Source organism: Pseudomonas chlororaphis subsp. chlororaphis (assembly GCF_003945765.1).
GTDB lineage: Bacteria > Pseudomonadota > Gammaproteobacteria > Pseudomonadales > Pseudomonadaceae > Aquipseudomonas > Aquipseudomonas chlororaphis.
The window spans coordinates 357,980-376,710 of record NZ_CP027712.1 but is presented as its reverse complement, the minus strand read 5'-3'; the positions used below and the strand labels follow the sequence as shown (position 1 = coordinate 376,710).

The window sequence follows — 18,731 nt, the reverse complement described above, 5'->3', positions numbered from 1 at the left end:
CGGTGGGCCTTTTATTATTGGAAGGTCATGGCCGTTGGCCACAGGCGTTGGCGCGAATCCTATCCGCGCCCTGAACAGTGTGTCAATTTCAAGAATCGTCTGAAAATAGGCAAAAATCGTCTAAGAACTTAACGATCCTTGATGGCCAGTTGCACGGTATGGCTGTCGACGAACTGTTCGAAGTGCGTGACCTTGCCATCTTTCAACGTCCACAAATGGGCCACGCGGGCATTCAGCGGTCTGCCCGTGGCTTTATAGACGCCGCTGTAGTTGCCGTAGGCGAACACCTTGTCGCCCTGGGCCACATAGTTCTCGACAGTGAAGGCAAACCCCTCCCACTCGGTGGCCAGGCGCTTGAAGACATTCTCCACCACGGCATCGAAGCCGACGTAGGTGCCGGCATAGGGAAAACCTGCCGCTTCGGTCCAGCGCGCATCCGCAGCCAGGGCGGCGGCGGTGTTTTTCGCGTTCTCCTGGGAGTTGGCGCCTTCGTAAGTGCTTTTGATCAGTGCCAGGTTATCCATGGGCGACTCCGCAAATTAAGTGGGGGTTCAAAGGGCGCAACCGTTCAGGCCACAGGCCTGCAGGCTAGGTGAAAGCTCGACCTCTGGCGAACCGAAGGCTTCGCTCAGCCAGGCGGCGAACGCCTGCGGCTTGCCCAGCCAGGGGCTGATATCGAGCAGCCTGAACTGACCGTCCTGCTCCAGCACCAGGGTCGGAAAACCCTGGCCACCGACCCGGGCCAACAAGGCACGGCTGGCCTTGATGTGCTCGTTCAAGCTGTTCGCCGCGGCGTACTCGAAGGCTTCTTCGAACTCGCCGCGCTCAAAGCCCAGGCCTTCGGCGAGTTCCAACAGAACATCGACATCGGCGATGCGGCGCCCTTCGACGTAGTGGGCCGTCTGCAAGCGCCCGAGCAACTCCAGGCCGCGCCCGGCGAGCGCCTGCGCCGCCAGTACCGCGGCAATCGGCGGGGCCGAATCGAACAGTGCCGAATAGTCGCGCAGCAAACCTTCGAAGTAAGCCTCGCCGAACGGCTGCCCGGTGTATTCGGCAATACGCCGGTCATGGGGCATGACGTAGTCGCGCAGTTGCGGCGAAACCTGCTGGCAGTTGCGCCCGGTCATCATGCCGCCGCCATGGGCCACCACCGGCAGCACTGCCTGGGCCGCCTGCACCAGCGGTTTGGCGCCGTAGCACCAGCCGCACAAAGGATCGTAGATGTAATGAAGGGTCGCTGCCGACATGCAAGGCTCCGGGACAAAGGCCGATAAATTCGATGGCGGCAGACTATGCCTGTGGCCCACGGCGAAAAACGCTGGAATGGCTTTTAGTCTGTTTCGGGAATCGGTCGAATCGGCCGTGTATCCACTTCATCTCAATCAAGACACAAATTGAAACAATCCGCCCAGGGAACTTTTCAAGAATAATTAACGAAAGTAAATAGCAAGCATTACCATTCGCGCCGACTGTTTCTTTCCCCTTCTGGATGCGTTTTTCCATGCCTGCCCCCTTCCGCCTGACTCCCCTCACCCTTGGCTTTTGCGCCTCGCTGACGGCCGGTTTCACCTGCGCCGCCCCGACCACCCTGCCGGCTACCGCCATCAGCGCGCAAGTCGATGCCGACGACCCACGGGTCAAGGAAGTCAGCACCGCGACCCGTACCGCCACGCCGGTGCGCTACGTGCCGCAAGCCATCGACTCGGTGAAGACCAGCAACCTGCTGGACTACGGCATCAACGACCTGGGCACGGCCTTGAGCGGCATTCCCAACGTCAGCAGCGGCGCCGACACCCGCTTCGACAGCCTGCGTATTCGCGGTTTCGACGCCAGCAACGACTTCTACCTCGACGGCGTCCGTGACGACAGCCAGTACGTGCGCGACCTGCACAACATCGAGCGCATCGAGGTGCTCAAGGGCCCGGCGGCGGTGCTTTATGGCCGTGGTAGCCAGGGCGGGATCGTCAACCGGGTGAGCAAGCTGCCGCAGTTCGGCCGCCACTCCAGCGTCGAAGTCAAAGGCGGCAGCGAAGACCTGCGCAGCCTGTATGCCGACCTCAGCGCCGACCCCAGCGAAAACATCAGCCTGCGCCTGAACATGGGCAACCAGGACAACAACAGCTTCCGCGATGGCGTCAGTGGCAGTCGCCAGCTGTTCGCGCCGTCCATGAGCTGGCAACTGACGCCGGACCTGAACTGGCTGGTGCAGTACGAATACAGCCGCTACAACCGCACGCCGGACCGCGGCATCCCGGGGATCGACGGGCGCCCGGCGGACGTGAGTCGCGACACCACGTACGGCGACCCGCGCGACTACATCGACGACAAGTCCCAGTCGCTGCGCTCCAAGCTCAGCTACGAGCTGAACGACAACTGGCAACTGCGTCATACCCTGAGCCTGTTCAAGCTCAACAGCGATTTCGACAACACCTACCAGACCGGCTACGACAGCCGCACCAAGCGGGTGAACCGCCAGCGCTGGCAGCAGGACCTGAACACCCGCAACCTCTACAACAACCTCGAAGTCGAAGGCACCTTCGATACCTTCGGCCTCGAGCACCGGGTGCTGACGGGTGTCGAGCTGGGCAGCCAGCGACGCGATCCGAAGCTCTATACCGCAGCGGCGGTCAGCGCCGGTGGCCAGGCCGTGCCGTCCCTGGACCCGTTGAACCCGGATAAAAACATGCGGCATACCGGGAAAATGGTGGCGTCCAGCTACAACCACAGCGAGGTGGAAAGCCGCGCCGTGTATGTCCAGGACCAGTTGCGCCTGAACGATCAGTGGCAAGTGCTCGCGGGACTGCGCTACGACAACTTCAACGTCGAGACCCACAACAAACTGCGGGATATCAAGGACGACCGCGACAGCCACAGCACCAGCCCGCGCCTGGGCGTGGTCTGGACCCCGCTGGAGAACCACTCCTTCTACGCCTCCTGGAGCAAGAGCTTCTCGCCGGTCGGCGGTGGCCTGATCGGCATCACCCCCAATGCCAACGGCAACAGCAACGACCTGAGCCCCGAGCGCACCCGGCAGAAGGAAATCGGGGTCAAGAGCGACTGGCTCGACGACCGCTTCAGCACCACGCTCGCGGTCTATGAACTGGAACTCTACAACCGTCGCAGCCGCAGCGTGGAAGACCCGAACGTGATCCTGCTGACCGGCCTGCAGCGCTCACGCGGCGTGGAACTGACCGCGGCCGGCAAGATCGTCGGCAACTGGTCGATCCGCGGCGGCATCGGCCTGCAGGACGCGACGGTGGTCAAGAGCAACAACGGTGACGAGGGCAACCGGGTGAACAACGTGGCCAAGCGCAATGGCAGCCTGTTCGTGACCTGGAAGCCGGAAATGGGCTGGTACGCCGAGACCGGCCTGACCCTGGTGGGCGATCGTTATGCCGATAACGCCAACACCGTGATGCTTCCGGGCTACGGCCGCTGGGACGCCCTGGCCGGCTTCCGGCAGAAGGACTGGGACCTGCGGGCCGCGCTGAACAACATCAGCGACCGCACTTACTACTCCTCGGCCACCAGCGCCGGGCAGATCCAGTTCGGCGATCCACGCAGCCTGGTGGTAACCGGTACCTACAGCTTCTAAAAAGCAGCCATGGATACGGCCGCCATCGCCTGAGCGCGGTGGCCGGCCTTGCGTCCGCTGCGCGGCCGATCGCAGCCTTCGGCAGCGGCTACAAAAACCCTCGACCTTGCACCCTGCGCGCTCCCTGTAGCCGCTGGCGCAGCCTGCGATCGACGGCGCAGCCGGCGCAAAACCTGGGTACACCCTTCCAGCTGATGGACCGCGGTGGCAGATTCGCGTCCGCCGCGCGGCCGATCGCAGCCTTCGGCAGCGGCTACATTCGCGCAAAAAAAAGCGCTGCCATCCGGGCAGCGCTTTTACCAATCCGTTGTTTGCTTATCCTTCCAGCACATCCCACAACGCTTCGAGTTCGGCCTCGCTGAACAAACCAGCAGGGTAACGATCTAGGATCATCCGGCGCGGGTCGGTTTCCCGGACCTGTCGCGTTCCATTGCACTTCAACCATTGCGCCAGAACCTGAAGCGACTCGCTATTTATTGCGGAAGTCCGCTCGCTGACCCTATTCATTTCCAGCGCTCTCTCCCGGTTTGTAAGCGGCTAACTTATCCAAGGTTTATGACAGAACATCGCAGTTCCACCGGCCTCGGATTGACCTCGCGAGAGATACAAGAGCTATGCCAAGGTCCCGCAATTGCCAGCTTCCGGATCCAAAAAAACCCGCAGTCCATCAGGGCTGCGGGCTTGCCGGGCGACGCCGGATTGGATCCATGTAACCGCCCGTCAATCAGGCGTCACGGGCTGTTACAACAACACTCAAACCTTGTGCGGCGCCGGTTGCTGTTGGGTAAGGCAATGGATATTTCCGCCCCCCAGTAACAACTCGCGACCCGGCACCATCACCACTTCGTGTTGCGGAAACAGGTTCTGCAGGATTTCCTTGGCCTGGGCATCCAGCGGATCGTCGAAACTCGGGGCAATGATGCCACCATTGACGATCAGGAAGTTCACATAGGAACCGGCCAGGCGCACCGACGGATTACGCTCCTGGGTGCCATCCATCGGGTCGACGCCCGCGCACTCTTCTTCGGTGGCGTACAGCGGTCCGGGAATCGGCATCTTGTGCACCGTGAACGGGCGACCCTTGGCGTCGGTGCTGTCTTGCAGCACTTTCAGCGCCGCCTGGCAGCGCGGGTAGTTCGGGTCCTGCGGGTCGTCGGTCCAGGCCAGCAGTACTTCGCCCGGACGCACGTAGCAGCAGAAGTTATCCACATGGCCATCGGTTTCGTCGTTGTACAGGCCATCCGGCAGCCAGATGACTTTATCCACAGCCAGGTTGGCGCTGAGCACCGCTTCGATCTCGGCACGGTTCATGTGCGGGTTGCGATTGCGGTTGAGCAGGCATTCCTCGGTGGTGATCACCGTGCCTTCGCCGTCGACGTGAATCGAGCCGCCTTCGAGCACGAAGCCCTCGGTGCGGTAACGCGGGCTGCACTCGATCTCGAGGATCTTGCCGCCGACCTGCGAGTCACGGTTCCACGGCGAATACAGGCCGCCGTCGAAACCGCCCCAGGCGTTGAAATCCCAGTTCACGCCACGGACTTCGCCCTGGTCGTTGATGACGAAGGTCGGGCCGGTATCGCGGACCCAGGCGTCGTCGCTGGACATCTCCACCAGGCGGATATTCGGCACGTCCAGGCGGGCCCGGGCGTTTTCATACTGGCCCGCGGACACTGCCACGGTTACCGGTTCGAAGCGGGCGATGGCCTTGGCCACCGCTACGTGCGCGGCTTGCGCCGGCTTGCCGCCCAGGCGCCAGTTGTCCGGGCGCTCGGGCCAGATCATCCAGGTCTGGGTCTGCGTCGCCCACTCGGCGGGCATGTAGAAGCCGTCGGCGCGAGGGGTGCTGTGCAAAGTGGTCATGGGTTCAGGACTCCAGGGAACCGTCGAGGGTTTTGATCGCGCTGTACAGGTTCGGCCGACGGTCGCGGAACGAACCCCAGGCGCTGCGAATGTGTTCCAGCTCGTCGAGGTCGAAACTGTGGACAAGAATACCTTCTTCAGTCTCGTTCAGTTCTTCAACCTTCTCGCCGAACTGGTTGGCGATGAACGACGAGCCGTAGAAGGTGATGTCGTAGCCGTCCTGCTCTTCGTTGCCGATGCGGTTGCTGGCGATCAGCGGCATCAGGTTGGCGCCGGCGTGGCCTTGTTGCACGCGCTGCCAGTGGTCGCGGGACGAGATGCTCTGGTCGTGGGGCTCGCTGCCGATGGCGGTCGGGTAAAACAGAATCTGTGCGCCTTGCAGGGCCATGCTGCGGGCGCACTCCGGGAACCACTGGTCCCAGCAGATGCCCACGCCGATTTTCGCGTAGCGGGTGTTCCACACCTTGAAGCCGGTGTCGCCCGGGTTGAAGTAGTACTTTTCGTGATAGCCGGGGCCGTCCGGGATGTGGCTTTTACGATAAATCCCGAGGTTGCTGCCGTCGGCGTCGATGATCGCGATGCTGTTGAAACGCGCCCGCCCGGCCAGTTCATAGAAGCTGATCGGCAGCACCACCTGCAGCTCCTTGGCGACTTTCTGGAAGTGCGCGATGGCCGCATTGCTTTCCACCGGGGTCGCCAGCTGCAGGTAGTCCGGGTTCGGCTTCTGGCAGAAGTACGGGGCCTCGAACAGTTCCTGGATCAGGATGATCTGCGCGCCTTTGGCGGCGGCCTCGCGGACCAGCTTTTCCGCGGTCTCGATATTGGCTTCGAGGTCCCAGGAACAGGCCATCTGGGTTGCGGCGACGGTAACGATACGGCTCATGGATCATCTCCTGGGCAGCAGCAAAGGACCGAGGGTGGCATCGGTCGATGACAGAAAAGGGAATGCTCAGGCGCGGCTTGAGCCTGTCCTGATAGGGACGACTTTATATCCGATAAAAATCGACTTTAAAAGCCTAAAAACAAAGCATCCAAAAATTAACCTCTATAAACATCGATTATTATCGATATTTATAGGGGTTCAGGGGTGTCAGTGCGGACGCTATCGCGAGCAAGCCCGCCCCTGCAGGGCATGCCTTTCTAGGTAGGAGCGAGCTTGCTCGCGATCCGAATGCAGGGCATTCGAGTGGGGCCTAGAGCCCCTCCTCCAGCACCTTGGCCAACATGTCGACAAAGAAATCGACGCTCTGGCGCGTGGTGACCATCGGCGGCTTGATCTTGAGAATGTTCAGGTCATCGCCAGTGGGCTGCATGAAGATCCCCAGCTCGCGCAGGCGATCGCACAGCAGGGCGGTCTCCTGCGTGGCCGGCTCCAGGGTCTGGCGATCGCGGATCAGCTCCAGGCCCAGGTAGAACCCCGAGCCATGCACCGCGCCCACCAGCGGATAACGCTCGATCAGGGCTTCGAGGCGCTGCTTGAAGTGGCCACCGACCACCTGGGCGTTTTCCCAGAGTTTTTCTTCCTGCATCACGTCCAGCACAGCCATGCCGATCCGGCAACTCACCGGGCTGCCGCCGGCCGAGGAGAAGAAATAACCTTCGGCCTCCAGCGCTTCGGCAATCTCCCGGCGGGTGATCACCGCCCCCAGCGGCTGGCCGTTGCCCATGCCTTTGGCCATGGTGATGATGTCCGGCACCACGCCCTGCTCTTCGAAGCCCCAGAAGAACGTGCCCATGCGCCCGTAGCCGACCTGCACCTCGTCGGCGATGCACACCCCGCCCTGGGCGCGGACCAGCGCATAGACCTGCTTCAGGTAACCCGGCGGCAGGGCGATGCCGCCGGCGTTGCCATACACCGGCTCGCAGATGAAACCGGCCAATTGGCGATTCTGCTCCGCCAGTTTGGCCAGGTTGTGTTCGACGCTGCGCACGTAGTCCGCGGTGCTGTCCTGGCCGCGGAACTCGCCGCGATAGGTATTGGGCGCGGTCACCGGATGCACCCAGTCCGGGCGGCTGCTCAGGGCCTGTGGGTTGTCGGCGATCGACGTGGACACCGCATCCGCGCCCACCGTCCAGCCGTGATAGGCCTCCAGCACGCTGAGCAGGTCGCGCCCGCCGCTGTAGGCCCAGGCCAGGCGGATCGCCAGGTCGTTGGCCTCGCTGCCGCTGTTAACCAGGAACACCCGGTCCATGGAGTCCGGTGCCAGCTCCAGCAAGCGCTCGGAGAACTCGGCAATCGCCGCGTAGTGGAAACGCGAGTTGGTGTTGAGCAGCGACCATTGGCGCGCGGCCTCGGCGGCCATCCGTGGATGGCCATGGCCGAGCACCGCGACGTTGTTGAGCATGTCCAGGTAGGAACGGCCCTGCATGTCGATCAGGTGGTTGCGCCAGCCGCGCTCGATGCGTGGCGGGTCGACGTAATAGTGTTTCTGCGAACGGGCGAAACTGGCATCGCGGCGCGCCAGCAAAGCGTGCGAGTCGAGCTCCGGCTCGGCGTCGCAGGCCAGGCCCAGCAGCGCCGCCGGCGACGGGCACAGCGCCTGCCATGCCGCGGCCCGCGAGGGCGTGCAGAACAGCGGCGGATCGAGCTGCGCGCCACGGCACAGCTGGACCTTGAGCCCGCCATCCACCGCCCCCAGCACCTGGCCTTTGACCAGCGCCGCTCCGGCATGCACCGAGGGCGTGACGCCCCACAGCCGCACACTCAATTGCGGGCCATCGAGGCGCAACGCACCGTCTGTGGCGCGGTGCAGCACCCCGGCAAAAGGCGCTTCGACCGCCGTGCCCGACGGTACCTGCAACTGCACGTGCAACGGGAAGGTGTCCGGCTCGACGGCACTGTCCGGGCAGGTCCGGGACAGGCGGTACTGCCCGTAGCGACTGGCCGCCAATCCATGGGCCGCCGCGGCCTGTTGCAACAGCCGGGTATCGATCTCGGGCTGCTCCCAGTTGCCGGCCTCGAAGTGCGGGCTGAGCACGCCCAGGTCGATCAGGGCGAACTCGCGCCCCACCAGGCCCGGCAGCAAGGGGGCAAAACCTTCGCCGGCGATGGCCGGCAGCGTCTGCCCTACCGCTCCGAGGATCGCCGCTTCCATCAATTCGAACGGCACCGAGGTGGCGACGCGGAAGATCTCCCATTCGTGGCTCAGGTTGTCGCGGCTGTACTGGTTGCCCGGGTCGATGCTCACCTGCTGTTCGCCACTGAGCACCAGCACCGCGGCGCGGGCCACGATCAGCGGCCACAACGCCAGCAGCTCGGCCTGCTGCAGTGGATTGACCGCGTGATAAGCGCGGACCGCCGGCAGGATGCAGAACGGATCGCCCTCGGCATGGTGCAGCAGCGCCGCGCAGGTCACCGACAGGTCAGTGATGCGCCAGGTGCGGATCAGGTCGCCGAAATCGATCACCCCCTGTACCTGCCAGTGGCGCTGGGCGTCACGCTGCCAGACCACGTTGTCGTCGGTGATGTCCAGGTGGATCGCCTGCACCGGCAACTGCTCGGCCAGGCGCTGCACACGGCGCTCGGCCTGCTCGGCCACTTCGGCGATCAGGCGGCGTTGCTGTTCGTCGGCGATCACCGGCAACAGGTGATTGATCAGGCTATGGGCGTGGCGCGCGTCCCATTGCAGGGTGCGTTCCAGGCCCGGGTGCTGGAAGTCCGCCAGGGCCAGGTCCATCTGCCCGCACAACCGGCCGAAGCCGGCCGCCAGCTCGGGGCCCAGGTGCTTGAGGTGGGTCAGCGGCTGGCCTTCGATGTAGTCGAGCAGGCGCACATGCAGCGCCTGGCCGTCGACTTCCAGGGACAGCAGGTCGGCGCCGTTCTTCGCCGGGATTACCCGGGGTACGTGCAGCTCGGGGTGGCTGCCCAGGTGCTTGAGCGCCGCATGTTGCGCCTGCAGTTCCAGGGCGGCGTAGTCGCCACGGCAGATCTTCAGGACAAAACGTCCCCGGGGACTGTCGAGCCGGTAGTTGAGATCCTGCTGGCTGCCCAACGATTGCAGCGTGCCGCCAAGGCCGTAGTGCACTGCGAGCAGGTCCAGCGCCTGCTGCGAGGTGACTTGCGGACCGGGCAGACTGGCGCGGTGAATCAACGTGGCGAGCAACATGGAACGACCCCTGGAATTATTGTCAGATGCGTATATCGCCACTGCGCCAGGCGTTACGCAACCCCCTGGCCCGGGCAGACGACAAGGGCTGCACCGCCGCCGGGAAGCTAAACAGGATGCCAATACCCGGGCCAGACATCGGCGGCCCTTGCAGCGGCCGCTGGCTGCCGACAAGCTATGCTCCATTCGCGACTCCATGTCTTAGGGAAGAAGGCCTACCCATATGCGCATTCTCGTTACCGGCGGTGCCGGCTTTATTGGATCGGCGCTGATTCGCCACCTGATCCGCAACACCGAACACGAGGTGCTCAACCTCGACAAGCTGACCTACGCAGGCAACCTGGAGTCGCTGTCGAGTATCGCCGCCGACACCCGCTACGAGTTCGTCCAGGCCGATATCGTCGACCAGGCCACCGTCAGCGCGCTGCTCGAGCGCTTCCAGCCCCAGGCGATCATGCACCTGGCCGCCGAGTCCCATGTCGACCGCTCCATCGACGGCCCGTCGGACTTCATCCAGACCAACATCGTCGGCACCTACAGCCTGCTGGAAGCCACCCGCGCCTATTGGCAAGCCCTGCCGCCGACGGAAAAAAGCGCCTTCCGTTTCCACCACATTTCCACCGACGAGGTGTACGGCGACCTGCACGGCGTCGACGACCTGTTCACCGAAACCACGCCCTACGCCCCCAGCTCGCCCTACTCCGCCAGCAAGGCCGCGTCCGACCACCTGGTCCGCGCCTGGCAGCGCACCTACGGCCTACCGGTACTGGTCACCAACTGCTCGAACAACTACGGGCCGTTCCACTTCCCGGAAAAACTCATCCCGCTGGTGATCCTCAACGCCCTGGCCGGAAAACCGCTGCCGGTGTACGGCAACGGCCTGCAAGTGCGCGACTGGCTGTTCGTCGAAGACCACGCCCGCGCCCTGCTCAAGGTGGTGACCGAAGGCGTGGTCGGCGAGACCTACAACATCGGCGGCCACAACGAACAGACAAACATCGACGTGGTACGCGGCATCTGCCAACTGCTGGAAGAGCTGGCGCCACGCAAGCCCGAAGGCGTGCAGCACTACGCCGACCTGATCACCTTCGTCCAGGACCGCCCCGGCCACGACCTGCGCTACGCCATCGACGCCGGCAAGATCGAGCGCGAACTGGGCTGGGTACCGCAAGAAACCTTCGCCAGCGGCCTGCGCAAGACCGTGCAGTGGTACCTGGACAACCAGGAATGGTGCCAGCACGTGCAGGACGGCAGCTATCAAGGGCAACGGCTCGGTTTCACTGACTTCAAGGATCTGATCGCATGATGAAAGGTATCGTTCTGGCGGGTGGCTCGGGCACCCGCCTGCACCCGATCACCCTGGGTGTGTCCAAGCAACTGCTGCCGGTCTACGACAAACCGATGATCTATTACCCGATCTCGGTGCTGATGCTGGCCGGCATCAAGGACATCCTGCTGATTTCCACCCCCCAGGACCTGCCGCAGTACCGCAACCTGCTGGGCGACGGCAGCCAGTTCGGGGTGCGCTTCAGCTACGCCGAACAACCATCGCCGGACGGCCTGGCGCAGGCGTTCCTGATCGGCGAGGAATTCATTGGCGACGACCCTGTGTGCCTGATCCTCGGCGACAACATCTTCCACGGCCAACACTTCACCGAGAAGCTGCAGAACGCCGCGGCGAAACCCTCCGGAGCGACGGTCTTCGGCTACTGGGTCAAGGACCCGCAGCGCTTTGGCGTGATCGACTTCGACGCACAGGGCAACGCTCTTTCGATCGAGGAAAAGCCCCAGCACCCCAAGTCCAGCTATGCCGTGACCGGGCTGTACTTCTACGACAACGCGGTGGTCGAGATCGCCAAGGCGGTCAAGCCTTCGGCGCGCGGTGAACTGGAAATCACCGACGTCAACAATGCCTACCTGCAACGCGGCGACCTCAGCGTCGAACGTTTCGGCCGTGGCTTCGCCTGGCTCGACACCGGCACCCACGACAGCCTGCTGGAAGCCTCGCAGTATGTGCAGACCATCGAGCACCGCCAGGGCCTGAAAGTCGCCTGCCTCGAGGAAATCGCCTACAACCAGGGCTGGATCGACCGCGAGCATCTGCTCGAACACGCCAAGTACTTCGGCAAGACCGGTTACGGCCAATACCTCTATAGCCTGGCGGGGGAAACCCAATGAAGGTCCTGGCCACTGAACTGCCCGGCGTGCTGATCATCGAGCCCAAGGTGTTTGGCGACGAGCGCGGTTTTTTCTACGAAAGCTTCAATGCCAAGGCGTTCGAAGAAGCAACCGGCGTGCGCACCCAGTTCGTCCAGGACAACCATTCGCGCTCGCAAAAGGGCGTGCTGCGCGGCCTGCACTACCAGATCGAAAACACCCAGGGAAAACTGGTGCGGGTGGTCGCCGGCGAAGTGCTCGACGTGACGGTGGACATCCGTCGCAGCTCGCCGCACTTCGGTAAGTGGGTCGGGGTGCGGCTGTCCGCGGACAACCATCGCCAGCTGTGGGTCCCGGAAGGCTTCGCCCATGGTTTCGTGGTGCTGAGCGAGTACGCCGAGTTCCTCTACAAGACCACCGACTACTACACCCCGGCGTCCGAACGCTGCATTCGCTGGGACGATCCAACCCTGGCCATCGACTGGCAACTCACAGGCCCGGCGCAGCTCTCGGCCAAGGATCAGGCCGGCAAATTGCTCAGCGAAGCCGAGCTCTTCCCATGAGCGGCCGGTTGAAGATCCTGATCAGCGGCCAGCACGGCCAGGTCTCCCAGGCCCTGCAACAGCGCCTGGGAAACCAGCATGAATTGATCGTGCCCGGGCGCGGCCTGCTCGACCTGACACACCCGGACGCCATTCGCCAGCAAGTGCGCAGCCTGCGCCCGCAGCTGATCATCAACGCGGCCGCCCACACCGCCGTCGATCAGGCCCAGAGCGAGCCGGACCTGGCCTTTGCAATCAATGCCAGCGCCCCCGGGGTGTTCGCCGAGGAAGCACGGGAACTGGGTATCCCACTGATTCACTACTCCACCGATTATGTCTTCGACGGCAGCAAGCAGGCCCCCTACACCGAAGACGATGAACCCAACCCGCTGAGCGTCTACGGCCAGAGCAAACTCGCCGGCGAACGGGCCATCGGCGCGGCAGGTGGTGAACACCTGATCCTGCGCACCAGCTGGGTGTATTCCAACACCGGCAAGAACTTCCTGCTGACCATGCAACGCCTGCTGCAGGAAAAACCGCACTTGCGCGTGGTCGCCGACCAGATCGGCGCGCCTACCTGGGCCGGCACCATCGCCGCCAGCACCGCCGCCCTGATCGAGCGCTGGCAGGCCGGCCAGCCAGGAGCCTGGGGGACCTACCACCTGACCGCTGCTGGCGAAACCTCCTGGTTCGGCTTCGCCCAGGCCATTGGCGAACACCTGCTGGCCCAAGGCAAAGCCTGCGCAACCCTGGAGGCGATCCCCTCCAGCGCTTATCCGACACCCGCGCCACGGCCGCTGAACTCGCGCCTCGATTGCCGCCGCCTGGAGTGCGAGTGGGGCGTGCGCCAGCCTGAGTGGCGCAGCGCATTGCACGAGTGTCTTGCCGAGCAGGGCTAGGTTCTGTACGGAAAGTCGCCGAGCGGCGATCAGGCAAGGCGCAACGACCAGCGGGAGTAACAGCCAAGGGCTGGCCCGAAGGGTGAGCGCAGCGAATCAAAACAGGCGAGGAACGGCCGGGGTCGCGCTCGACTGTAGGGGCCTACATGAGCATTCCGAGCCTGTTTTTAACGCGGCATGATCGTCGCGCAGGCAGTTTACGTATAGAACCTAGGCATAATGCGCTTGTACCCACAGGCGCATCGTCCCCATGACTCCACCCCTTCCCCGACGCCCCCGCTGGCGTAGCCTGGCTTTGCTGGCCCTGTGCCTGGCGCCGCTGCTGTGGCCGCTGGAGCACCTGGCCGAGCGTTATTACCGCAGCGAACTGGCGGGCCAGAACCGCCAGACCCTCGACCTCTACGTCGCCAACCTGCTGGGCACCCTGCACCGCTATGAGGTGCTGCCGCAGATTCTCGGCGAGCTGCCGGCGTTGCGTGCGGTCCTCGGTGCGCCGGACGACGGTGTGACCCAGGGCAACGCCAACCGCCTGCTGAAAAACATCAGCGCCCAGACCGGGGCCGAAGTGATGTACCTGATGGACACCTCCGGCAATACCCTGGCGGCGTCCAACTGGGACAAGCACGACAGTTTCGTCGGCCGCAACTTCTCCTTCCGCCCCTATTTCAGCGAAGCCATGGCCGGACGCCTGGGGCGTTTCTTCGGCCTGGGCACTACCTCGGCCAAGCGCGGTTATTTCTTCGCCGCCGCCGTGCGCAACGGCGAGAAAATCATCGGCGTGCTGGTGGTCAAGGTCGACCTGGACCACACCGAAAGCCTCTGGGGCAAGACCCCCGAGCAACTGGTGGTCACCGATCACAATGGCGTGGTGATCCTCACATCGCGCGCGGAATGGCGTTTCCGCTCGACCCGCCCGCTGACTGAAGACGAAAGCCAGGCCATCGTCGCCATCCAGCCCTACCCGACCCGCGATCCACGGCCGTTGAACCTCGACTCCAATGCCTGGCTGACCCAGACCCGGCAGATCGACGAAACCGGCTGGAGCGTGAGCATCCTCGCCCCGCGTACCCTGATCGATCGCCCGGTGCGCACCGTGGTGGCGGTGGGCGGCGCCACGCTGCTGGTCTTGATGCTACTGCTCGGCTTGATGATGCAGCGCCGTCGCCACTACCTGGAACGCATCGCCTTCGAAGCCAAGGCCCGGCGCGAGCTGGAAATGCGCGTGGCCGAACGCACCAGCGACCTGGAAGGCCTGAACCGTCGCCTCAAGCAGGAAGTGCTGGAACGCGAACACGCCCAGCAGGAACTGGTGCGTGCCCAGGACGATCTGGTGCAGGCAGGCAAGCTCTCGGCCCTGGGCACCATGTCGGCGAGCATCAGCCATGAGCTCAACCAGCCGCTGGCGGCGATCCGCAGCTACGCGGAAAACGCCGAGGTGCTACTGGACCACCAGCGCACCGAGGACGCCCGCGGCAACCTCAAGCTGATCAGCGAACTGACCGGGCGCATGGCCTCGATCATCGCCCACCTGCGCGCCTTTGCCCGCCGCGACCGCCACGCGCCGGAAAGCGTCGCCCTGCAACCGGCGCTGGACGATGCCCTGGCACTGCTGGCCAAACGTCGACGGGCGATGGAAGTGGAGCTGATCCGCGACCTGCCGGCGGCCACCCTGTGGGTCGAGGCCGGGGAGACGCGGCTGCGCCAGGTGCTCGGCAACCTGCTGGCCAATGCCCTGGACGCGCTGACCGAAAAAGGCCCGCCGCGCAAACTCTGGCTGAGTGCCGAATCCACCGCCACGGGCGTCAATCTGTACATTCGCGACAACGGCCCGGGCTTCTGCATGGAGGCCCTGGGTCGCGCCGGCGAGCCTTTCTACACCACCAAGACCCGCACCCAGGGCCTTGGCCTGGGCCTGGCGATCTGCGACACCCTGATGCGCGCCTTCGGCGGTGAACTGTCGTTCTCCAACCACCGCGAAGGCGGCGCCCTGATTACCCTGCGGCTGCGCGCCGGCGCGCCGGGAGTGAGCCTGCAACCGTCCGAGGACCGCAGCGTATGAGTACACCGATCACCAGTGACGTGCAGGTGGTGTTGATCGACGACGATCCGCACCTGCGCCAGGCCCTGAGCCAGACCCTGGACCTGGCCGGGCTGAAGATCCTGCCGCTGGGCGAAGCCCAGGGCCTGGCCGCGCGCCTGGAGCGCGACTGGCCGGGAGTAGTGGTCAGCGACATCCGCATGCCCGGCATGGACGGCCTCGAACTGCTCGGCGAACTGCACGGCCAGGACCCTGAGCTGCCGGTGCTGCTGATCACCGGCCACGGCGATGTGCCGCTGGCGGTGCAGGCGATGCGCGCCGGGGCCTATGACTTCCTGGAGAAACCCTTCGCCAGCGATGCCCTGCTCGACAGCGTGCGCCGCGCCCTGGCCCTGCGCCGCCTGGTCCTGGACAACCGCAGCCTGCGCCTGGCCCTGAGCGATCGCCAGGAGCTCAGCGCGCGGCTGGTCGGGCTGTCGGCGCCGATCCTGCGTTTACGTGAACAGATCGGCGCCCTGGCGGCGACCAAGGCCGACGTGCTGATCCTCGGCGAGACCGGCGCCGGCAAGGAAGTGGTGGCGCGGGCGCTGCACGACCTGTCGAGCCGGCGCAACGGCCCGTTCGTGGCGATCAACGCCGGCGCCCTGGCCGAATCGGTGGTCGAAAGCGAACTGTTCGGCCACGAGCCGGGGGCCTTTACCGGCGCGCAGAAACGCCGCATCGGCAAGTTCGAATTCGCCAACGGCGGCACGCTGTTCCTCGATGAAATCGAAAGCATGAGCCTGGACGTGCAGGTCAAGCTGCTGCGCATGCTGCAGGAGCGTGTGGTGGAACGCCTGGGCGGCAATCAACTGATCCCGCTGGACATCCGCATCATCGCCGCGACCAAGGAAGACCTGCGCCAGGCGGCCGACCAGGGGCGCTTCCGCGCCGACCTGTATTACCGCCTGAATGTCGCGCCGCTGCGTATTCCACCGTTGCGCGAGCGCGGCGAAGATGCCCTGCTGCTGTTCCAGCATTTCGCCGACGAGGCCAGCGCCCGCCACGGCCTGCCGCCCCACGAACTGCAACCCGGGCAGCGCGCCCTGCTGCTGCGCCACAGCTGGCCGGGCAATGTGCGCGAACTGCAGAACGCCGCCGAACGCTTCGCCCTCGGCCTGGAACTGGCCCTGGACAACAGCGCGGCGGATGGCGGCTCCTCGCAGCCGGCGCCGACGGTGATCGAGGGCGGCCTGAGCGAACAGGTGGAGAACTTCGAAAAGAGCCTGATCGCCGCCGAGCTGGCCCGCTCCCACAACTCGCTGCGCAGCCTCGCCGAAGCCCTGGGTATTCCGCGCAAGACCCTGCATGACAAACTGCGCAAACACGGCCTGAGCTTCGGCGACAGCGGCGCCAGTTCGGGCGGCGACGATATCGAGTGAGCGATGCCGACTAATCTTGTTAATGCACCATTTCACCACCGAGGCCCTGCATGAACCGCGACAGTCGTCACCTGGAATCCATCCTCCATCACGACATTCCCCTGACGCGGGACATGGGCCTGAAAGTGCTCGACTGGCACGCGCATGAGCTGCGCCTGCAACTGCCGCTGGAAGCCAACGTCAATCACAAGAGCACCATGTTCGGCGGCAGCCTGTATTGCGGCGCGGTGCTGGCCGGCTGGGGCTGGCTGCACCTGCGGCTGAAAGAAGCGGGGATCGACGACGGGCACATCGTGATTCAGGAAGGGCAGATCAATTACCCGCTACCGGTGACCAGCGACGCCACGGCCATCTGCGCCGCGCCGAGCGAAGAGGTGTGGCACAGGTTCGTGACCATGTATGAGCGCTACGGCCGCGCGCGGCTGATCCTGCATACCCGGGTGGTGAATGCCGGCAGCGATGAAGATGCGGTGCGTTTCACCGGGCAATACGTGCTGCACCGATGAGCCTGTAGCCGCTGGCGCAGCCTGCACGCGAAGCCGCCGTGGATCGACTGGCGATATTCTGTCTGACACTCCGCGCTGGCCGTTTACGACTGCTGCGCAGCCGATCGCAGGCTGCGCCAGCGGCTACAAGGATCAGCCGCGCGCCAGCTCCAGCAAGCGCCCACGCCATGCGGCCTTAGCCGGTAGTGCCAGGAAGAAGCCATTGAGCAGCGACTCCCGCGCCGGGTAGCAGAACGGCGCGCCACTCAGATCCAGCACCTCACCTCCAGCGCCCTCCAGCACGCCTTGGGCCGCCGCGGTGTCCCACTGCGAGGTCGGCGCCAGTCGCGGATAACAATCCGCCGCGCCTTCGGCCAGCAGGCAGAACTTCAACGAGCTGCCGATGTTCGCCAGCTGTAACTCGCCCAGGGTCGCGCTCAACCCGGCCAGCAGACGCTCCTGCTCGGGGCTGGTATGGCGACGGCTGGCGACCACGGTGAAGGCTTCGCCCGCCGTCAGGCTGTCACGCACGTGGATCGCCACCGGCGCCTGGCCCTTGTCCGCGCGCCAGGCACCGAGGCCGGCGCCGCCGAAATAGCAGCGACCGCTGGTCGGCATCGACACCACGCCGAACACCACCCGCCCGTCTTCGATCAGGGCGATATTGACGGTGAACTCTTCGCTGCCGGAGATGAACTCCTTGGTGCCGTCCAGCGGGTCCACCAGCCACCAGCGCTGCCAGCCGGCACGCACGTCCTGGGGAATGTCGGCGTCTTCTTCGGAGAGCACCGGGATGCTCGGGTCCAGCGCGGTCAGGCCTTGCACGATCAGGTGATGGGCCGCCAGGTCGGCGGTGGTCACCGGCGACTCGTCGGCCTTGCTGGTGACGGCAACGTTGGCGCGCCAGAACGGCAGGATCGCTTCGCCTGCCTGCAAGGCCAGGTCGATCACCGGCGCCAGCAACGGATGGGGAAAATTCATCGATGGTTCACTCATGCTTGGAAGGCGCCGCGCTGGGTCAGCAGGTCGCGGGCCAGATACAGCGCGGCCAGGGCGCGGCCCTCGGTGAATTGCGGGTTCTGCGCCAGGCTCGACAGCTCGCGCAGGTTGATCTTGTCCACGCGCATCGGCTCGGGCTCGTCGCCCTCCAGCCGCTCCTCGTAGAGGTCGGTGGCCAGCACCACCTGGATCTTCTGGCTCATGTAGCCGGGGGACAACGACAGCTCGGTCAGGTGTTCCAGTTGCCGCGCGCCAAAACCGGCCTCCTCCTTGAGCTCACGCTCGGCGGCGGCCAGCACATCCTCGCCAGGCTCGATCAGGCCCTTGGGCAGCGACAGCTCGTAGGCGTCGGTGCCGCCGCAATATTCTTCGACCAACACCGCGTGATCGGCATCGAGCATCGCCACGATCATCACCGCGCCATAGCCCGCGCCCTTGCCCACCAGGCGCTCGTAGGTGCGCTCCACACCGTTGGAAAAGCGCAACTGCACCGCTTCGACGCAAAACAGACGGCTGGTGGCGACGATCTCGCGGGCGAGTACGGTGGGTTTCTGGCGCATAAAAGGCTCCTTGGCGTGAACGCGCTACTATAACGCGGCTTTCCCGATTGTTTGTGTCGGATATCTTTC

At 64.6% G+C, this 18,731-nt stretch carries 17 protein-coding genes; 8 read left to right on the top strand and 9 right to left on the bottom strand.

Annotated elements, in window-relative coordinates; genetic code table 11:
* Window positions 1-128: 128 nt before the first annotated feature.
* The 3 genes from C4K27_RS01650 to C4K27_RS01640 are packed head-to-tail and all read right to left on the bottom strand — an operon-like array spanning window position 129 to window position 1,503.
* On the bottom strand, window positions 129-524 hold the full coding sequence (locus C4K27_RS01650; RefSeq protein ID WP_053259287.1) for a nuclear transport factor 2 family protein: 396 nt from the start codon (window positions 522-524) through the stop codon (window positions 129-131).
* A gap of 27 nt (window positions 525-551) precedes the next feature.
* Window positions 552-1,247, bottom strand: a complete 696-nt coding sequence (locus tag C4K27_RS01645) for a DsbA family protein (protein WP_053259286.1) — start codon at window positions 1,245-1,247, stop codon at window positions 552-554.
* Window positions 1,248-1,290: 43 nt separating this feature from the next.
* A complete protein-coding gene (locus C4K27_RS01640) occupies window positions 1,291-1,503 on the bottom strand; it encodes a hypothetical protein (protein WP_125737956.1) in 213 nt (70 codons plus the stop codon).
* Between C4K27_RS01640 and C4K27_RS01635 the strand changes: the two genes are divergently transcribed.
* Window positions 1,502-3,595 (top strand): TonB-dependent receptor, encoded by a 2,094-nt coding sequence (locus C4K27_RS01635; protein ID WP_053259285.1) that lies wholly within the window; start codon window positions 1,502-1,504, stop codon window positions 3,593-3,595. The genes C4K27_RS01640 and C4K27_RS01635 overlap by 2 nt on opposite strands.
* A 315-nt stretch (window positions 3,596-3,910) precedes the next feature.
* Here C4K27_RS01635 and C4K27_RS01630 read toward each other — a convergent pair whose 3' ends face one another.
* From C4K27_RS01630 to C4K27_RS01615, 4 genes are all read right to left on the bottom strand, one after another.
* Window positions 3,911-4,102 carry a hypothetical protein gene (locus C4K27_RS01630; RefSeq protein WP_009041729.1) on the bottom strand — a complete coding sequence of 64 codons (192 nt, stop codon included), beginning with the start codon at window positions 4,100-4,102 and terminating at the stop codon, window positions 3,911-3,913.
* A 246-nt stretch (window positions 4,103-4,348) separates the two neighbouring features.
* A complete protein-coding gene (gene aguA, locus C4K27_RS01625) occupies window positions 4,349-5,455 on the bottom strand; it encodes an agmatine deiminase (RefSeq protein ID WP_053259284.1) in 1,107 nt (368 codons plus the stop codon).
* Window positions 5,456-5,459: 4 nt separating this feature from the next.
* Window positions 5,460-6,338 carry an N-carbamoylputrescine amidase gene (gene aguB, locus C4K27_RS01620; protein WP_053259283.1) on the bottom strand — a complete coding sequence of 293 codons (879 nt, stop codon included), beginning with the start codon at window positions 6,336-6,338 and terminating at the stop codon, window positions 5,460-5,462.
* A gap of 310 nt (window positions 6,339-6,648) precedes the next feature.
* Complete coding sequence (locus C4K27_RS01615; RefSeq protein WP_053259282.1) at window positions 6,649-9,561, bottom strand: aminotransferase; 2,913 nt, start codon at window positions 9,559-9,561, stop codon at window positions 6,649-6,651.
* Window positions 9,562-9,784: 223 nt separating this feature from the next.
* Between C4K27_RS01615 and rfbB the strand changes: the two genes are divergently transcribed.
* The 7 genes from rfbB to C4K27_RS01575 all read left to right on the top strand — a co-directional run bounded on the left by rfbB (window position 9,785) and on the right by C4K27_RS01575 (window position 17,124).
* Window positions 9,785-10,867: a dTDP-glucose 4,6-dehydratase gene (gene rfbB / locus C4K27_RS01610; protein WP_053259281.1), complete on the top strand. Its 1,083-nt coding sequence runs from the start codon at window positions 9,785-9,787 to the stop codon at window positions 10,865-10,867.
* Complete coding sequence (rfbA, locus tag C4K27_RS01605; protein WP_053259280.1) at window positions 10,864-11,739, top strand: glucose-1-phosphate thymidylyltransferase RfbA; 876 nt, start codon at window positions 10,864-10,866, stop codon at window positions 11,737-11,739. The genes rfbB and rfbA overlap by 4 nt, the downstream gene beginning before the upstream one ends.
* Complete coding sequence (rfbC, locus tag C4K27_RS01600; protein WP_009041723.1) at window positions 11,736-12,281, top strand: dTDP-4-dehydrorhamnose 3,5-epimerase; 546 nt, start codon at window positions 11,736-11,738, stop codon at window positions 12,279-12,281. Before rfbA ends, rfbC begins: the two co-directional genes overlap by 4 nt.
* On the top strand, window positions 12,278-13,159 hold the full coding sequence (gene rfbD / locus C4K27_RS01595) for a dTDP-4-dehydrorhamnose reductase (RefSeq protein ID WP_053259279.1): 882 nt from the start codon (window positions 12,278-12,280) through the stop codon (window positions 13,157-13,159). Before rfbC ends, rfbD begins: the two co-directional genes overlap by 4 nt.
* Before the next feature lie 250 nt (window positions 13,160-13,409).
* Window positions 13,410-15,218: a sensor histidine kinase gene (locus C4K27_RS01585; RefSeq protein WP_007931700.1), complete on the top strand. Its 1,809-nt coding sequence runs from the start codon at window positions 13,410-13,412 to the stop codon at window positions 15,216-15,218.
* The gene (locus tag C4K27_RS01580) at window positions 15,215-16,618 is read left to right on the top strand and encodes a sigma-54-dependent transcriptional regulator (protein WP_053259278.1); all 1,404 of its coding nucleotides are present in this window, start codon (window positions 15,215-15,217) and stop codon (window positions 16,616-16,618) included. The genes C4K27_RS01585 and C4K27_RS01580 overlap by 4 nt, the downstream gene beginning before the upstream one ends.
* Window positions 16,619-16,668: 50 nt before the next feature.
* Window positions 16,669-17,124: a YiiD C-terminal domain-containing protein gene (locus C4K27_RS01575; RefSeq protein WP_007931705.1), complete on the top strand. Its 456-nt coding sequence runs from the start codon at window positions 16,669-16,671 to the stop codon at window positions 17,122-17,124.
* A gap of 132 nt (window positions 17,125-17,256) precedes the next feature.
* On the opposite strand, the gene cysQ is transcribed toward C4K27_RS01575, so the two are convergent.
* Window positions 17,257-18,084 carry a 3'(2'),5'-bisphosphate nucleotidase CysQ gene (gene cysQ, locus C4K27_RS01570; RefSeq protein ID WP_053259277.1) on the bottom strand — a complete coding sequence of 276 codons (828 nt, stop codon included), beginning with the start codon at window positions 18,082-18,084 and terminating at the stop codon, window positions 17,257-17,259.
* Between the two features lie 11 nt (window positions 18,085-18,095).
* Window positions 18,096-18,662 (bottom strand): ADP compounds hydrolase NudE, encoded by a 567-nt coding sequence (gene nudE, locus C4K27_RS01565; protein ID WP_007931715.1) that lies wholly within the window; start codon window positions 18,660-18,662, stop codon window positions 18,096-18,098.
* Window positions 18,663-18,731 lie beyond the last annotated feature (69 nt).

Bases quoted from the DNA above. Each gene is read 5' to 3' on its own strand.
- C4K27_RS01640 (WP_125737956.1), bottom strand. From the start codon at position 1,503: ATGGAAAAACGCATCCAGAAGGGGAAAGAAACAGTCGGCGCGAATGGT.
- C4K27_RS01575 (WP_007931705.1), top strand. From the start codon at position 16,669: ATGAACCGCGACAGTCGTCACCTGGAATCCATCCTCCATCACGACATT.
- rfbB (WP_053259281.1), top strand. From the start codon at position 9,785: ATGCGCATTCTCGTTACCGGCGGTGCCGGCTTTATTGGATCGGCGCTG.
- C4K27_RS01635 (WP_053259285.1), top strand. From the start codon at position 1,502: ATGCCTGCCCCCTTCCGCCTGACTCCCCTCACCCTTGGCTTTTGCGCC.
- aguB (WP_053259283.1), bottom strand. From the start codon at position 6,338: ATGAGCCGTATCGTTACCGTCGCCGCAACCCAGATGGCCTGTTCCTGG.
- C4K27_RS01580 (WP_053259278.1), top strand. From the start codon at position 15,215: ATGAGTACACCGATCACCAGTGACGTGCAGGTGGTGTTGATCGACGAC.
- C4K27_RS01585 (WP_007931700.1), top strand. From the start codon at position 13,410: ATGACTCCACCCCTTCCCCGACGCCCCCGCTGGCGTAGCCTGGCTTTG.
- C4K27_RS01615 (WP_053259282.1), bottom strand. From the start codon at position 9,561: ATGTTGCTCGCCACGTTGATTCACCGCGCCAGTCTGCCCGGTCCGCAA.
- aguA (WP_053259284.1), bottom strand. From the start codon at position 5,455: ATGACCACTTTGCACAGCACCCCTCGCGCCGACGGCTTCTACATGCCC.
- C4K27_RS01630 (WP_009041729.1), bottom strand. From the start codon at position 4,102: ATGAATAGGGTCAGCGAGCGGACTTCCGCAATAAATAGCGAGTCGCTT.
- rfbC (WP_009041723.1), top strand. From the start codon at position 11,736: ATGAAGGTCCTGGCCACTGAACTGCCCGGCGTGCTGATCATCGAGCCC.
- nudE (WP_007931715.1), bottom strand. From the start codon at position 18,662: ATGCGCCAGAAACCCACCGTACTCGCCCGCGAGATCGTCGCCACCAGC.
- rfbA (WP_053259280.1), top strand. From the start codon at position 10,864: ATGATGAAAGGTATCGTTCTGGCGGGTGGCTCGGGCACCCGCCTGCAC.
- cysQ (WP_053259277.1), bottom strand. From the start codon at position 18,084: ATGAATTTTCCCCATCCGTTGCTGGCGCCGGTGATCGACCTGGCCTTG.
- C4K27_RS01645 (WP_053259286.1), bottom strand. From the start codon at position 1,247: ATGTCGGCAGCGACCCTTCATTACATCTACGATCCTTTGTGCGGCTGG.
- rfbD (WP_053259279.1), top strand. From the start codon at position 12,278: ATGAGCGGCCGGTTGAAGATCCTGATCAGCGGCCAGCACGGCCAGGTC.
- C4K27_RS01650 (WP_053259287.1), bottom strand. From the start codon at position 524: ATGGATAACCTGGCACTGATCAAAAGCACTTACGAAGGCGCCAACTCC.